We start from the raw sequence: 16,080 nt of genomic DNA on the forward strand, positions 1-16,080 counted from the left end.
ATTATACGCGCGTTTTAATAAAAAATAATGACGATAATACAAATTTTTTCTGCGTGTCGAAGACGCTTAAGAAAAAGATAATGCCGGCACGTAAAATTTACACACCGGCATTATCTTTATTTTCTGCAACTTAACTTGTACAGACTATCTTTCACATATAGTTTTTGTGAAATTTAGTCCTCCGCGAGCGCAACTACTGGCGAAGACTTCACTGCTCTACGAGCTGGAAGCACACTGGAAAGAAGCGCTGCAAGCAAAGCGATTAAAGCGAGAACCGCATAAATAGACCAATCAATTACAAACGGAACTTTGCCAATTACGCTAAACACCATGTAGGATCCAATCCAACCAAACATTGTTCCAACAATCAAGCCAGAAACAGTGCTTGTTAAGGAAATCAACGTTGCTTCCAACGCAAGAGATCTTCTAACCTGTCCTCTTGTCATACCTATTGCGCGCAAAGTTGCAGATTCTTTGGTTCGCTCAATAACAGACAAGCTTAATGTGTTTGCAACACCTATTAAGGCAATCACAACAGCTACAGCTATTAATCCAACGAACACCATCATAATCGTATTGATAGCACTCTCCCACATTGCACGCTGGAATATACTTCCAGTAGCCATGACCTCAGCATAATTAGATGTAGTTTTTTGAATGTTTTTAACAATATCTATAAGATTAGCTTTGCTAGAATCTACCGAAATAAGCAGCATATGCGTTGTAGGCTTAAGATAGTTATTGAAGTAGGATTTGCTCACAAAAGCGGTATTATTTGAATTCACACCAACATTTCTATACTTCTTAAACCGAACTTGCTTTACGGTAATGCTCTTATCATTATTACTAGAGTCCGTATTCATACCAGTGAATGGCGTAATATCATCACTGTCTGTTTCACCAGAACTGTTCTTTTCTACATAAGCTTGTAGATTAAGGTTTCCTTTTTTAAGTTCAAAAGGCTCTCCACCCTCACTGTCAAACTTAGGCAAAAGCACAGAATCTTTGTTTATTTCAACGCCATCAAGATCAGTATGCATTACATTTTTAAGTTGATTTACATTATCAACTCCAGCTACCATAGCGTACTCAGTTTTGCCTTTGGCATTCTTAAAAGTCATAGGAACTGCAGGAAGCAACTCAGTATGTTTTATTCCACTAATCTTTGAAATATCGGCAGCTAGAGACTCATCAACATTCTTGCCTTGAACAATAATGTCAACACTGTATCTATCATCAACAAAACCTTTAAGAGTTGCTTTACCACACGTTGCGCCCGTTACCACTGTTGAAACAAGCGTTACACCGATAAGCAAAGCAGTTCCAGTTGCTGCAACTCTTCTAGGATTTCTTTGCACGTTTGCGTTAGCAACCTTAGATGCAGGCCCGCAAAGCGCCATAATTGCTCCAGTTGCCTTCATAGCTAGCGGCATCCAGAATATGGCTGTCATAACAATACCAACGAATATAAGCGCGCATCCAAATACTGCTCCAAGCAAAGTCATCCAAGAGTCAGAACCAGCAGCAGGAGACTTACTCGCAATCATGCTTGCTAAAGAAGTAGCACTTAAAGCCGTAGCTAAAATACCTACAACAATAAATAGAACGCCAAAAACAGCGCGAATAATGCTTGCACGCTTATCTTTCATCAAATCCATTGGTCGTAACGCTTCCATAGGAGTTACTTTTGTAGCAGATCGAGCAGCACCCATAGATGAAAGAACTGTTACTATCATGCCGATTACTATTGGCCAAACAATCGCTGGAAGCGAAACAATCAAAGGAATCTTAGATAATACGCCAGAATTAATATTCACGTTGCTAATTGCGCCCATAAATCCGATTGCACAAAGCACGCCAACAGCCGCAGAAATAACTCCAAGTATTGCAGCTTCAAGCAAAACTGCTGCATAAAGCTGGTGCGATTGTGCGCCGATTACGCGCAAAAGTGCAAGAGTGCGTCTGCGTTGAGCAACCAAAACTTGGAATGTATTTGCTATAACAAGCGAAGAAACCAGCAACGCTAGAATACCAAATGACAACAGGAACATAACAACGAAATTAGTGCCGTTGGACACATTTCGAACAGCTCTTACACCAACTTCGTGCCTAGACATAAGAGAGAATTGCTCTGGAAGCAAAGCGTTAATCTTAGGAGATAAATCGTTTATTTTAGATTCATCAATACTCATATACACTTTGCTTTGCACAACTTGATTGTCAAAATTCTTAAGATTTTTGAGTTTTGCACAAAAATCATTCGTTACTCCGCCAAGATACGTGCCGCGATTTGAAACTGGTATTTGAGAATGTTCTCCATCGTCTACAAGACCAACCACACGAACATCGTACGATTTTTCTTTATCTCCGCCAGTGTCATCTACTTTAACCAATGTTATAGTATCGCCGACGTTTGCATGTATTGATTTAGCAATACTTTTAATAAGCGTAATTTCGCCTATTTTTTGTGGATCTCTACCTTCTGTTGATTTATACACAGGAAGATTTCCATACAAACCACTAGACCAAGCAATACTTGTAACTGATTTATCACCTTTTTCCACTCTTACAAGCGCAGTCGCATCGTCACTACGAATACCGTTGACGCCAGGCATTTTCGATATTTCGTCTAAATGAAGGTCTTTATAATGAATTTTACTACTCGGAGAGCTGTTAGGATTTTTAAATGATATTGCATAATTTGCGCTACTGAATTCTTCCGTTGCGTTGCGAACCATCAAGTCGTCAACACTATTTACAAAAAGCAAAGTAGCGCTCATAAACATGCTGCCTATAAGAATTGCAATTCCAGAGGCGATGAGCATGCGTACGCTTTTACGCATAAGTTTTAGCGCGATTTTCCACATTCTAACTTCACCACCTTTTATTGCAATTGTGCAGGCTGATTATTAATACCAGCTTCGCTACGCTCCATAAGCATCTTGCTCATGCCTTCTGCAGTAGGATTTTGCACGTCTTCAACAATTTGACCATCTGCAAACACAATTGCTCGATCCGCGTAAGAGGCCGCAACAGCATCATGCGTAACCATAATCACGGTTTGACCAAGTTCCGTTACAGACTTCTTCAAAAAATGCAAAACTTCTGAGCTGGAAGCAGAGTCAAGATTACCGGTAGGCTCGTCTGCAAAAACTACGGAAGGCTTAGAGATTAAAGCTCGAGCAATTGCAACACGTTGGCGCTGACCACCGGAAAGCTCGGCAGGCCTGTGCTTTAAGCGATTTTGCAAGCCAAGAGTATTAACCAAAGTATTAAACCATTGCTTATCTGGCTTTTTACCTGCCAAAGTAAGAGGCATAATAATATTTTGCTCAGCACTAAACATTGGAAGAAGATTAAAACTTTGGAAAATGAACCCAACCATTTCGCGTCGCATAAGCGTAAGCTGCTTATCACTCATTCCTGTAATATCTAAACCATCAACCAAAACTTTTCCAGAATTAACGCTGTCAAGACCAGCCAAAGAATGCATTAAAGTTGACTTTCCAGAGCCAGACGGGCCCATAATCGCAGTGAACTTGCCGCGCTCAAAACTTACGCTTACATCTCGCAGAGCGTGAACAATGCCTGCACCCTTGCCAAAATCTTTAACAACATGCAAAGCTGCAACCGCTGTTTCACCAATCAAGTTTTGGTTAAAATCTGCTCTAAAATCTAAAGCACTTTCTTGCTCGTATGAGCTTGTTTCGTACGGACTGTTCATAACTGCTCCTTTTCTTAAAAAGTAGTAATCGCATAGTTATCTACTGCTAATACTTAAATTTACGCGAAAAGACTGCTGGTTACCATCGTGCGTAAGGCGGAAATTATTTAGAAAAAATTAGCGTCTCATCCTAAAGTATGATGCACAAATTTACAGAATGTATAAAAAATCGGAGCGCATACAAATACGAATGCGCTCCGAATAAAATGGTAATGGATCTTCAGGAATATTTTTAATTAATAATTTTTTACTTTGCTTTCTCTTTTCTATTTAAGCAAGTCCTGCTTTACGAACAGCGTCAAAACCGCGCTGCAAATCAGCAAGAATATCGTCAATATGTTCAGTTCCAATAGACAAGCGAATAGTGCCTTCATGAATGCCTTGATCTTCCAACTCTTCAGGAGTTTCCTGAGAGTGCGTAGTAGATGCAGGATGGATAACCAATGACTTCACGTCAGCAACATTTGCAAGAAGCGAGAAAAGCTGTAAATTGTCAATAAATACGCGAGCTGCATCCCTTCCACCTTTAATATCAAACGTGAAAATAGAGCCTCCACCATTCGGGAAGTAGCGCTTATAAAGCTCGTGATCAGAACGGCCTTCAATAGAAGGATGACTTACAGATTCAACTTCTGGCACAGTTTGCAAATATTGAACAACCTTCAACGCATTCTCAACGTGACGCTCAACACGCAAGCTCAAGGTTTCCGTGCCTTGCAAAAGCAAGAATGCAGCAAACGGGCTAATGCAAGCGCCAGTATCGCGCAAAATAATCGCACGAATACGAGTCACAAAAGCCACAGATCCTAAAGCTTCATAGAAGTTCAAACCGTGGTAACTTGGATCAGCTTCAGTAAGAGTTGGGAATTTTCCTGGGACTTTAGCCCAATCAAAATTGCCGCCTTCAACAATAATGCCACCAAGAGTTGTGCCATGACCGCCAATAAATTTCGTAGCAGACTCAACTACAATATCTGCACCATGCTCAAGCGGACGGAACAAGTATGCAGTTGCGAAAGTATTGTCAACAAAAACAGGAAGATTGTGGCGATGAGCAATCTCGGAAATAGCCTCAAAATCAGGCAAATCAGCATTAGGATTACCGAAAGTTTCAAAGTACACAAGCTTCGTATTCGGCTGAATTGCATCCTCGAAGTTTTGAGGATTCTTAGGATCGACAAAAGTAGTTGTTACACCATCTCGAGGAAGAGTATGACGAAGAAGGTTATAAGTTCCACCATACACATTCTTTGAAGACACAATGTGATCGCCCTGCTGAGTGATGTTACGAATAGCATAGTCCACAGCTGCTGCACCAGAAGCAACAGCCAAAGCTGCAGTTCCGCCTTCAAGAGCTGCAATTCTACGCTCAAAAACATCCTGAGTAGAATTCGTCAAACGACCATAAATGTTTCCAGCGTCACGCAAATCAAAACGAGCAGCGGCATGATCAAAATCGTGGAATACGTAGCTCGTTGTTTGATAAATAGGAACTGCGCGAGAATCAGTTGCCGGATCCGCCTGCTCTTGACCAACGTGCAACTGCAAGGTTTCAAAATGATACTTTCCTTGCGTTTCTTCAATATCGCTCATAATACCCCTCCAGTTTTGCGACTTTTTAAACAGTAGATTAGTTTGCTTCAGCTTACTTTGCGCATCCACTTACTTTTCCGTTTTCTGTTTACATATTTATTTAAGTGATAACGACAATATGCCACTATGGTTCATTCGTACATACCTGTGGTTATCAAAATTAGCTATAACGAATTAACAGTTTGCAAGAAATAGCGAAATTTCTTCTAGAAAAATACAGAAAATATACTGAATTTCTAATACAACACGCCGCATGTAGCTTTTATCCACAATGCTTAAAAAATCTGGATTACTGCTCAATAAGCACAGAAAATAGCAGCATGATTACACAAAAACACATTATTGACGATGAAATTATCTCGCTTGACGAGATTGACGACGCTGAAACTGCTCAAGTATTTTTGCAAGAAAAACTTGAACAAGTTTCCAACGAGCTTCAAGATGATTCTCTTGAAAGTAAAGAGTTGGGAAAACTGGGAGAAACATACGCAGCTTTGCGACTTATGCAAAAAGGGTGGCACGTTATTGACCGAAACTGGCATTGCCGTAATGGAGAGCTAGATTTGGTGATGATTACTCCAGAACAAAAATTGGTATTCGTAGAAGTAAAAACTCGAAGAAGCGTACGTTGTGGCACTCCACTTGAAGCAATTACTCAAGAAAAACGTAGCAAATTACGTACAACCGGCATGAAATGGCTGGAAGAATTCGGAAGCGACATACCTCATTACCGTATTCGATTTGACGCTGTATCAATTCTAGTTATTAACAAATACACTTATCCAGATTCTGCATATGAATTGCAATCTTTGGAAGAAATTGAAGATAATTCATCAATCCAATTCAAGCATGTTCAAGGAGCATTCTAATGCATATTGGAAACGCAATATCAATAGGACTTATTGGTCTTAAAGCTTTTACTATTCAGCTGCAAGCTTTTATATCTGGAAATATGCCAAACTTTTCTATTATCGGCTTACCTGACACTTCATTAAGCGAAGCAAGAGAGCGCGTTAAATCAGCTCATTTTGCGTTGCATTGTAAATGGCCTGAAGGAAGAGTAACAGTAAACTTATCACCTGCTTCAATGCCAAAAAGCGGAGCATCATACGATTTAGCTATCGCAGCAAGCATACTAAGTGCAGAAAAGTATATTCCACTTGCAGAATTAGAAAATACAGTTATTCTAGGAGAACTAAATCTTGACGGGACAGTATTACCTATTCAAGGCATTCTTCCTATTGCACTTTACGCAAAAAAGATGCATTTTAAACGAATGATTATTCCGCAAGAAAATCTTGCCGAAGCACAACTTGTAGACGGAATTGAATCTATTGGAATACACCATATTTTAGATTTAGTGACGCAATTGCATGGCAGTTTGAGCGAAGAATCACTAAAGCTTATTGAAGAAGACCCTGCGTATAAACATATGCAAGTTCTTGAACGAAATGGAAATTATAACAATGGAGAAGAAGATTATAATTCGTCAATTCACGAAGAAAGCACTTCCCCACTACAAATTGAACCAAAATATGAAATTGGAGATATGTCTGAAGTAATAGGGCAAGAACATACAAAATGGGCTCTACAAGTTGCTGCAGCTGGAGGACATCACGTGATGATGATTGGACCTCCAGGATCTGGTAAAACTATGCTAGCTTCACGAATACCAAGCATTATGTGTCCACTTAACGAACAAGAACAGCTTGAGGTTGCTTCAATTCGTTCACTTTGTGGCACACTACCCTACTACGGAATTAGCAATATTCCACCATTTGAAGCACCTCACCATACTGCTTCAGCAGCTTCTCTTATTGGAGGAGGAACAGGAGTTGCAAAACCTGGGATTATTACTAGAGCACATTGCGGAGTGCTGTTTATGGATGAGGCTCCAGAGTTTTCTCCTAGAGTATTGCAAACCCTAAGAGAACCATTGGAATCAGGGCATATTGCTATTTCTCGCTCAAAAGGGACAACTCTTTATCCAGCTAAATTCCAGCTTGTTATTGCAGCAAATCCTTGTCCTTGCGGCTACGCATACGGAAATGGAGAAAGATGCACTTGCAAAGAGCGCGAAAGAGCACGATATTTTTCACGCCTTTCAGGTCCAATTCTTGACCGTATTGATATTCAAATGGATGTACCTCCAGTAGAACGAATTATTATTTCAAACCATCATCAAGACAATGCACAAAACTCAGTTAAAAACACGTATCTGAATAGCAAAACAATGCGAGATAACGTAATAGAAGCTCGTAAAATTGCTCGCGACCGTTTTATAAAACAAGGCTGGGATTGCAACGCACAAGCATCTGGAACATGGCTTAGAAAATACACTTCACAGCAAGCTGTAGGACTTATCAACCGTGCATTAGAAAAGCATCAATTGAGTTTGCGAGGAGCAGATAGAGCATTGAGACTCGCATGGACACTTGCTGATCTTTCTGGACACACTTCACCAGACATGACAGACATTGCACAAGCAATCAGTTTAAGGACACGAATATGAATACTAAGAACATAAACAACACGGATAACAATGAAGAAACCATTAGTGCACCTAGCGATTTTTCTTCACCAGACGAAGAAACAATATCTCGTGCAATACTTACATTCTGCCTTGAAGGAGCGGATGCAATTATGTACACGCTACTATTGGGATCTAAAAGCGCTAAAGAAATTGTTTCAATATTAAAAACAATTGTGAAAAATTATACGAAACAACAATCAACAGGCTCAGCTCAACAAATGCAACTTCCAATTATTAGTGAAGTAGCAGATCAAGAAAACGATGCCAATTCTAAAACTTTTAGCTCAAGAAAACGTAACAAAAATCAAGAATTAGTATCTACAATGTTAAGTTTCATAAAAAAACATAAAGAACTTGCTCTCTTAGAAAATTATTTCAAGAAGGGCTTAACAGCGTGGGGTTATCACAACGACAATGCGCCTAAGTCTTTAGAAGTGTTACACAATTCTATTTCAAAATGGTGTGTTCGATTATTGCATTTGCCGACATGGAATAATGAATCACTATGTCAATGGTTCACTTCTGGCGGAAAGCAATGGATTATTGCACCACACAGCAAATATTGGCCGAAACAATTGCAAGATTTGGCTTTCCAAAGTCATTTCTCACCACCTTTATGCTTATGGGGCGTAGGGAATCCACAAACATTAACACAATGTCATAATCCACTTGCTATTGTCGGTTCACGCTCTTGCACAGACTACGGAAGAGAACTTGCATATCAATTTGCTTATGATTGCGCTTCGAAAGGTCATACTGTTATTTCTGGTGGAGCGTACGGAATTGATGCAGCAGCACATTGGGGCGCATTAGATGCACAAGATGTAGATGAAAATAAGCCGACAGGAAAAACCATTGCTGTATTTGCAGGAGGATTAAATCATATGGGACCCAGATGCAATTATCAGCTTTTTGAACAAATTATTGCAAAAGGCGGAGCGTGTATTAGCGAACTATGCCCAGATACAACACCTGTAGGCCACAGATTTTTATTACGAAATAGAATTATTGCAGCTCTAGCATCAAAAATTATAGTTGCTCAAGCAAGATTACAATCCGGAGCACTAAATACTGCAACATGGGCAACTGATTTAAATCGCGAACTATACGCTATACCAGGAGATATAAATCAGCCTAATAATGCAGGATGCAACAAGCTAATACACGATTCACAAGCTATAATATTGTGTTCAAATCAAGATATAGATATTCTGTTTCCTCAATCTCATCATTACTTTGCTTATTCTCAACCTAAACCAGAAAAATTAAGTATAGACTATAAAAATTATGACAATACGCAAAAACTAATTATCGATGCAATTACAACATGTAAACGCAAACGTGAACTTGCAAATGTTGACAGAATATACGAAATAATAAAAGCTTCTTACAAAGAAAAACAATTAGATTACATACCATCTATTGCTGAAATTTCTGGGAAAATTGCATTGCTAGAATTGGAAGGAATTATTGTACAAAATAAAGAAAATTTAACACTATCACAGCAAAAAGTAGCGTAAAATAACGCGCCCAATACAAGATATGTGAGAAAATAAAAGTATGCAATCAAGCGAATACTACGATGTTATTATTGTTGGCGCTGGAGCTGCAGGATTATCTGCAGCACTAGGATTAATTAAATCCGAAGAATACACATGCATGAAAAAAGAAGGAAAAACACCATCAATTTTAGTGATTTCTAAAGTGCCAGCATTGCGTTCACACACGGGTTCTGCTGAAGGAGGTATAGCAGCAAGCCTTGGAAATGTTGAACAAGACAAATGGCAATGGCATTATTATGACACAGTTCATGGCGGAGATTGGCTAAGCGATCAAGATGCAGCAAAGCTACTTGCAAAAGAAGCGCCGAAAACAGTTATTCAGCTTGAACATGATGGCGTAGCATTTTCTCGAACACAAAATGGATATATTAATCAACGCCGTTTTGGTGGACATACTGCTAATTTTGGCAAGAATCCAATTGAACGTGCGGCTTTTGCTGCAGATCGCATTGGTCACCAAATTTTGCATAGCTTATGGCAACAATGTGTTTGTGAGAATATTGTATTTGCTGAAGATTGTTACGTAACAGATGTTGCTATAAACGATCAAACTATGAGCGTTGAAGGAATTGTTGCATTTGATTTATCTGCAGGAAACTTGCGAGCAATAAAGTCTAGATTCTTACTTTTAGCTACAGGAGGATCGGGAAGATTATTTGCAACAACATCTAATTCGTGGGATTTAACAGGCGATGGCATGGCTTTAGCTCTAAAAGCAGGATTACAACTTGAAGACTGCGAGTTCATTCAATTCCACCCTACTGGACTAGCTCACACTGGTATTCTGCTTTCAGAAGCAGCAAGAGCTGAAGGCGGCGTGCTTAGGAACTCAAATGGCGAAGCTTTTATGAAAAAGTACGATGAAGTACATGCAGATTTAGCTCCAAGAGATGTTGTTTCTCGTGCAATTGCCAAAGAAATTCGCGAAGGAAGAGGTGTAAACGATTCAACAACTACGCAACAAAGCAATTCGCATAACGATTGCGTTTGGCTAGATATGACACATATCAGCCGAGAAAATATGTTAGAATACTTGCCACAAGTTACAGAAACTATTGAAAAATATGCTCATCTTGATCCAACTTGCGATTTAGTCCCAATTCGCCCTACAGCTCACTACACAATGGGTGGAATACCGATAACTTTGGATGGGAAAGTATATAGATGGCAAAATAACAACCAAAATATTGTTTATGGTTTATACGCTGCCGGAGAATGCTCATGCGTAGGAGTGCACGGAGCTAATCGATTAGGAGGAAACTCCTTGCTTGACGCATGCCTTTTTGGAAATCGCGCAGGAGCAACAATAGCAAAGGAATTGAAAAACTTAAACAAGGATGATGAAACCAACAGTAACAAAATCAATGAAACGAACGAAACGAACGAAACCAATAAAAATATCTCAAGTAATATTGCACTACAAGTCTTATATAAACAAAGAAATAATGAACTTAATCAGCTTATGGAAACAAGTGCGAAGCAAGTTACAGATTTTACAGACAACAGCTATAACGACGAGTCTTCACAAATAGAAGAAGAATATAATCCTTATAAATTATTTGCATATTTAGGAAAAATCATGGAAAACGCTGTTGCAATATCATGTGACGAACAATCAATTAAGAAAGCACTCAATGACATACAAGAATTTATAGATCCTAAAATTCAATCATTACACATCCATAGCAATAATTTAGTTTTTAACCAAGAAATTACTGCAATATGGGAAATAAAGAACATGTCACTACTTGCAAAAGCTGTATTGCAATCTTCACTTGCTAGACATGAATCTAGAGGTGCTTTCTTTAGAAGAGACTATCCAAAACATGATATTTCTTCATTGCCACAACACTCGTTCATTGACTTTGATGGAAACTTGGCGAAAAAGCCAGTGAATATTATTGATTTTAAACAAGATAGTAAAGGAGATTTTTATACTGAAAATAGCATAATTTAAAACTATTATTACTGTTTTCATATATAAATGTCTTGAAAATTCGTAATTTTTTCAACACGCCGAAGCAAAGACTCAAAAAAGATGTTATAGTCTTATCTGTTGTCTAAAACACCTGTCCGGGTGGCGGAATGGTAGACGCGCTAGCTTGAGGTGCTAGTGCCTATTTGTACAGGCGTGCGGGTTCAAGTCCCGCTCCGGACACGAAAAAACCTTGCTGGTTTTCCAGCAAGGTTTTATTGTTTTTTAACACAAAATGGGCTAACTAAGAATATCTTAGCTAGCCCTAAAGTTTAATTAAGCAGCATTTGAATGCAAATGGAAACGAATTTCACCAGAATTTGGCGCATAAATAGCTGCTCCAAAGGCAATGATCACGCCAAACTTATCTTTTACAGTAGAATAAGCTGTAATTGCAGGAGTTCCAACTTCAAGGTTAAGTACTGTTGCAAGACTGTCACATAGATTTTCTATATGCACAGACACTTCATTTTCTACAAGTTGAACAGCGTACGCTTTAAGCAAAAAATCAGCTAACGACTCATCCGAAAAATCATGAGTCAAAATTTTAGGAAAACGAGAGGCAGGCAAATAAATCACACTATAACGCGATAAAACATCGTCAACATATCGCAAGCGTTTCAAACATATCAATTCATCTGATGGATTAAGACCTAAACGAGCAGCAGCATCTTCATCATGAATAACATCGTTTTCAATAACTTTTATTCTAATTTTTGCATCATTAGAATAAACCTGCTCATAAAATCCTTGCGCACGATCAGAAATTACATCTTGACTATAACTAGGAATAATTGAAGAAGCTCGGAATGTTCCTCTACCCTGCTCACGAACAAGTAATCCTTCAGCAATAAGGTTATCGACTGCATGCCTCAAAGTAATACGGCTAACATTGTATTGTTTGCACAATTCAATTTCAGGAGGTAATTGTTCGTTTGCTTCCATAGAATCAATGCGAGCGCGAAGATTATCTCGCACAGCAATGTATTTAGGCACACCTTCGACCATTATCACTCTCCCCTAACTAAACGCTAACATGAAAAGCCGTTGATACTAGTTTGTGTAAAACACAGCGTAGTAACAACGGCTCATGCAAAACTAATAACTCTGTTATCCTACCAGTCATACAATAAAATGTACAAATAAATAAGAAAATGAGTAAAAAATTTTTAATTTTTCTATGTCTACACAATTATTTAATTGTGTTTTTATTTTCTTTACTTATTTTATTTCTTCAACTTTTTCAAAATTATTAGAATCGCGTTTATTCATAAATATTGATACAGAGTAGAACAATATTAGTGCAATAAGTACTACAGAAATTAGAACAGTACGACCACCAACAATATTTACGTAACCAAGTATTACACCAAATACGCCATAATCCGCATCAGAATATGTAGAATTTGCACTTCCTAAATCGCCAAGCACTGGCAAAAGGAACAACGGAAGGAAAGTAATGAAAAGACCGTTAATAAATGATGCAGTCAAGCAACCACGTATTCCACCTTGACCATTACCGAATACTCCTGCAGCACCACCAGCCATGAAATGCGCAACAATTCCAGGAATAATAATTGTCGTTCCCAAAATCGCCATAAGCGTCATTCCAAGCAAACCGCCAAAGAAACTAGCTAAGAAACCAATAAGAACAGCATTAGGAGCAAAGCCAAAAGTCATTGGTGCATCTAAAGCAGGACGAGCATTTTTAACAAGCTTTTCCGATATTCCCTTAAAAGCTGGAACAATTTCGTCAAGAACAATCTGCACACCTGCAAGAATGACATAAACACCTGCAGCAAAAGTTGCAGCCTTCAACATAACGAAAACAATGGAGTTTTGACCATTAGATAAATGTGTTTCGACATACGAAGATCCAGCAAAAAGTGCCACTACGATATAAATAACAGCCATAGAAAGCGTGATAAGAACTGTTGTATCACGCAAGAATCCCAATGCTGCTGGGAATTTAATATCCTCAGTTGACTTAGAAGGACGCTTTTTTGAAGCAGTAAGCTTTGCAATTAACGCACCTAAAGCAACACCAGTACCAGCAGGATGACCTAAAGCAACATCATCTTTGCCTGAAGCTTTTTTCATAAACGGCTGCACCAGTGCTGGAGAAATTGTCGTAAACAATCCTTGAGCAATTGAGCCCCATAAAAGAACTTCCCACATGCTAAATCCTGCAACATTAAATATAACTGCAAGCATACTTGCCATATAGAAAGCTACGTGACCCGTTAAATAGATAAATTTAAAACGAGAAGTAATAGAAAGAATAATATTAACAATCATTCCAAAGAAGAAAATAAGCGCAGATTCAGAGCCATACTTCAATAAAACAGTTCCAATAATTGCTTCATTATTCGGAACTACGCCTTGCACATGAAATGCGTATTGAAACATTTTTCCAAATGGGTTCAACGCTTCAGTAATAACTCCAGAACCAGCTGCTAAAACAAGAAAACCAACAAGAGTACGGATTGATCCTTGTAAAATATCCGAGAATTTCTTTCTTTGTACAGCAAGTCCAATAAAAGAAATAAGCGCAACTATAACAGATGGCTGTCTGAAAATATCGAGCAGTACTGACAGAATTCCGTCCACGTAACTCTCCTTACCATATTAATCGATATAGTTTGAGCGGCTTACGCAATTATTGGCGGAAAAAATATCTTACAAACTTCGCAAACGATACCGTAGGCGAAACTATTCGAAATACACGATTAGTTTCGTAGCACAGTAAAACTACACATACAAAATTCACGGTTCCGCAATGAAGCAAAGTAGTAAGAGCTACTACGAGCAGTAGTTTTTTACACACAGCCAACAACTACTGTTACAGCTCATACTGTTGTTTCATGTCAAATTAATTATATCGTTTAAACATTATAAACAATTAAAACAACCTTATTTATTACTAAAATATTCATTAAATATCGATAAAATTCGAAAATTTACCTGTTTTTAGAAAATTCGACACACCGATATACAGAAAAAAGCACTCCATTTTCACGAAGTGCTTTATAAAATCAGTAATTATTACAGTTTTTAATGAAAATAAACGAATGTTTTACTGTTTAAACATATGTTTATATTTCAGTCAATAATTCTCGTCAAAAACTGTCACTCCCACTCAATCGTGGCAGGCGGCTTAGATGTTACATCAAGCACTACACGATTAATTTGACGGCATTCATTCGTGATTCTAGTAGAAATATTTGCCAATACATCGTAAGGCACACGAGACCAATCAGCTGTCATAGCATCCTCAGAGCTCACAGGACGCAAAACAATTGGAGAACCATATGTGCGCTCATCACCTTGAACACCAACAGAATGAACATCAGCAAGCAAAACGACTGGGCATTGCCAAATGTCGCGATCCAATCCAGCTTTAGAAAGCTCTTCGCGCGCAATAGCATCTGCTTCGCGAAGAACAGCTAAGCGTTCGCGTGTAATCTCACCCACGATACGAATACCTAAACCAGGTCCTGGGAATGGCTGACGCCAAACAATTTCATCTGGAAGTCCAAGCTCAGTTCCAATAGCACGAACTTCATCCTTAAACAAAGTACGCAAAGGTTCAATAAGCTTAAACTTCAAATCTTTTGGCAAACCTCCAACATTGTGATGAGATTTGATGTTTGCAGCACCATCACCGCCACCGGACTCAACTACATCCGGGTAAAGTGTGCCTTGCACAAGGAACTTAACTTCTGCTCCAGATTTTCCAGCTTCTTCGATAACTTGACGCTGAGCTTTTTCAAAAGTACGAATGAACTTTTCGCCAATAATCTTGCGCTTGCGCTCCGGCTCACTCACGCCTTTAAGTGCGTCCAAAAAGTCATCTTCTGCATCAACTGCAATAAGTTTAATGCCAGTTGCTTCAACAAAATCATGCTTAACCTGCTCAACTTCGCCTTTACGAAGCAAACCGTGGTCAACAAAAACGCAAGTAAGCTGATTGCCAATTGCTTTATGCACCAAAGCTGCAGCAACAGCAGAATCTACGCCGCCAGAAAGACCACAAATAACTTGCGCGTCGCCAACTTCTTCACGAATCTTAGCAACTTGATCCTCAATAATATTAGAAGGATTCCAATTATTATCCAATCCTGCACACTTATGTAAGAATGTAGATATAAGTTCCTGACCCAATGGAGTGTGTTTAACTTCTGGATGCCATTGCACACCGTAGAGTTTGCGATTTTCGTCTTGCATTGCTGCAACTGGAGCACCTTCTGTGTGAGCCAAAACCGTAAAACCTTCTGGAGCACGCTTAACAGCAACACCATGACTCATCCAAGTATTCTGCGCAGATGGGGATCCGGAAAGTAAACCTTCAGAATCATCAATAGTTGCAGCAGTCTTGCCATACTCACCAAGTGCAGCTTTATCTACATCGCCACCAAGCTCATGAGCCATTACCTGGAAGCCATAGCAAATACCAAGAACCGGCACACCTGCTTCAAAAATCTTTGGATCAATGTCAGGAGCACCTGGTTCATAAACAGAAGCAGGACCGCCTGAAAGAATAATAGCTTGAGGATCCTTAGCAAGCATTTCGTCAACTGGCATAGAGTGAGGAACAAGTTCTGAATACACATTTGCTTCGCGCACTCGACGAGCAATAAGCTGAGCATATTGAGCGCCAAAATCAACGACAAGCACTGGTCCTTTTGCCATG

Annotated in this window: 10 protein-coding genes and 1 tRNA gene; 5 read left to right on the forward strand and 6 right to left on the reverse strand. The window is 39.0% G+C overall.

Annotated features, from left to right (window positions below; all coding sequences use genetic code 11):
- Positions 1-173: 173 nt before the first annotated feature.
- From AC1EK3_RS02305 to AC1EK3_RS02315, 3 genes are all read right to left on the reverse strand, one after another.
- On the reverse strand, positions 174-2,867 hold the full coding sequence (locus AC1EK3_RS02305; protein ID WP_480033384.1) for an ABC transporter permease: 2,694 nt from the start codon (positions 2,865-2,867) through the stop codon (positions 174-176).
- 17 nt (positions 2,868-2,884) lie between these two features.
- On the reverse strand, positions 2,885-3,724 hold the full coding sequence (locus tag AC1EK3_RS02310; protein ID WP_480033383.1) for an ABC transporter ATP-binding protein: 840 nt from the start codon (positions 3,722-3,724) through the stop codon (positions 2,885-2,887).
- A 270-nt stretch (positions 3,725-3,994) separates the two neighbouring features.
- Positions 3,995-5,317, reverse strand: coding sequence for an O-acetylhomoserine aminocarboxypropyltransferase/cysteine synthase family protein (locus tag AC1EK3_RS02315; RefSeq protein WP_116442685.1), 1,323 nt, complete (start codon positions 5,315-5,317; stop codon positions 3,995-3,997).
- Positions 5,318-5,637: 320 nt separating this feature from the next.
- On the opposite strand from AC1EK3_RS02315, the gene AC1EK3_RS02320 reads away from it, so the two are divergent.
- The 5 genes from AC1EK3_RS02320 to AC1EK3_RS02340 all read left to right on the forward strand — a co-directional run bounded on the left by AC1EK3_RS02320 (position 5,638) and on the right by AC1EK3_RS02340 (position 11,570).
- Positions 5,638-6,186: a YraN family protein gene (locus AC1EK3_RS02320; protein ID WP_480033382.1), complete on the forward strand. Its 549-nt coding sequence runs from the start codon at positions 5,638-5,640 to the stop codon at positions 6,184-6,186.
- A complete protein-coding gene (locus AC1EK3_RS02325; RefSeq protein WP_480033381.1) occupies positions 6,186-7,829 on the forward strand; it encodes a YifB family Mg chelatase-like AAA ATPase in 1,644 nt (547 codons plus the stop codon). Before AC1EK3_RS02320 ends, AC1EK3_RS02325 begins: the two co-directional genes overlap by 1 nt.
- Complete coding sequence (gene dprA, locus AC1EK3_RS02330) at positions 7,826-9,370, forward strand: DNA-processing protein DprA (RefSeq protein ID WP_480033380.1); 1,545 nt, start codon at positions 7,826-7,828, stop codon at positions 9,368-9,370. Before AC1EK3_RS02325 ends, dprA begins: the two co-directional genes overlap by 4 nt.
- A gap of 40 nt (positions 9,371-9,410) precedes the next feature.
- The gene (locus tag AC1EK3_RS02335) at positions 9,411-11,369 is read left to right on the forward strand and encodes an FAD-binding protein (RefSeq protein WP_480033379.1); all 1,959 of its coding nucleotides are present in this window, start codon (positions 9,411-9,413) and stop codon (positions 11,367-11,369) included.
- Positions 11,370-11,483: 114 nt separating this feature from the next.
- Positions 11,484-11,570, forward strand: a tRNA-Leu gene (locus tag AC1EK3_RS02340).
- Between the two features lie 93 nt (positions 11,571-11,663).
- Here AC1EK3_RS02340 and AC1EK3_RS02345 read toward each other — a convergent pair.
- The 3 genes from AC1EK3_RS02345 to guaA all read right to left on the reverse strand — a co-directional run bounded on the left by AC1EK3_RS02345 (position 11,664) and on the right by guaA (position 16,079).
- Positions 11,664-12,395 carry a GntR family transcriptional regulator gene (locus AC1EK3_RS02345; RefSeq protein WP_480033378.1) on the reverse strand — a complete coding sequence of 244 codons (732 nt, stop codon included), beginning with the start codon at positions 12,393-12,395 and terminating at the stop codon, positions 11,664-11,666.
- Between the two features lie 213 nt (positions 12,396-12,608).
- Positions 12,609-13,997, reverse strand: coding sequence for a PTS ascorbate transporter subunit IIC (locus tag AC1EK3_RS02350; RefSeq protein WP_480033377.1), 1,389 nt, complete (start codon positions 13,995-13,997; stop codon positions 12,609-12,611).
- A gap of 519 nt (positions 13,998-14,516) precedes the next feature.
- A complete protein-coding gene (guaA, locus tag AC1EK3_RS02355; protein ID WP_415689873.1) occupies positions 14,517-16,079 on the reverse strand; it encodes a glutamine-hydrolyzing GMP synthase in 1,563 nt (520 codons plus the stop codon).
- Position 16,080 lies beyond the last annotated feature (1 nt).

The organism is Gardnerella sp. C0026F2 (genome assembly GCF_056590715.1).

Bases quoted from the DNA above. Each gene is read 5' to 3' on its own strand.
- AC1EK3_RS02305 (WP_480033384.1), bottom strand. From the start codon at position 2,867: ATGTGGAAAATCGCGCTAAAACTTATGCGTAAAAGCGTACGCATGCTC.
- AC1EK3_RS02310 (WP_480033383.1), bottom strand. From the start codon at position 3,724: ATGAACAGTCCGTACGAAACAAGCTCATACGAGCAAGAAAGTGCTTTA.
- AC1EK3_RS02315 (WP_116442685.1), bottom strand. From the start codon at position 5,317: ATGAGCGATATTGAAGAAACGCAAGGAAAGTATCATTTTGAAACCTTG.
- AC1EK3_RS02320 (WP_480033382.1), top strand. From the start codon at position 5,638: ATGATTACACAAAAACACATTATTGACGATGAAATTATCTCGCTTGAC.
- AC1EK3_RS02325 (WP_480033381.1), top strand. From the start codon at position 6,186: ATGCATATTGGAAACGCAATATCAATAGGACTTATTGGTCTTAAAGCT.
- dprA (WP_480033380.1), top strand. From the start codon at position 7,826: ATGAATACTAAGAACATAAACAACACGGATAACAATGAAGAAACCATT.
- AC1EK3_RS02335 (WP_480033379.1), top strand. From the start codon at position 9,411: ATGCAATCAAGCGAATACTACGATGTTATTATTGTTGGCGCTGGAGCT.
- AC1EK3_RS02345 (WP_480033378.1), bottom strand. From the start codon at position 12,395: ATGGTCGAAGGTGTGCCTAAATACATTGCTGTGCGAGATAATCTTCGC.
- guaA (WP_415689873.1), bottom strand. From the start codon at position 16,079: ATGGCAAAAGGACCAGTGCTTGTCGTTGATTTTGGCGCTCAATATGCT.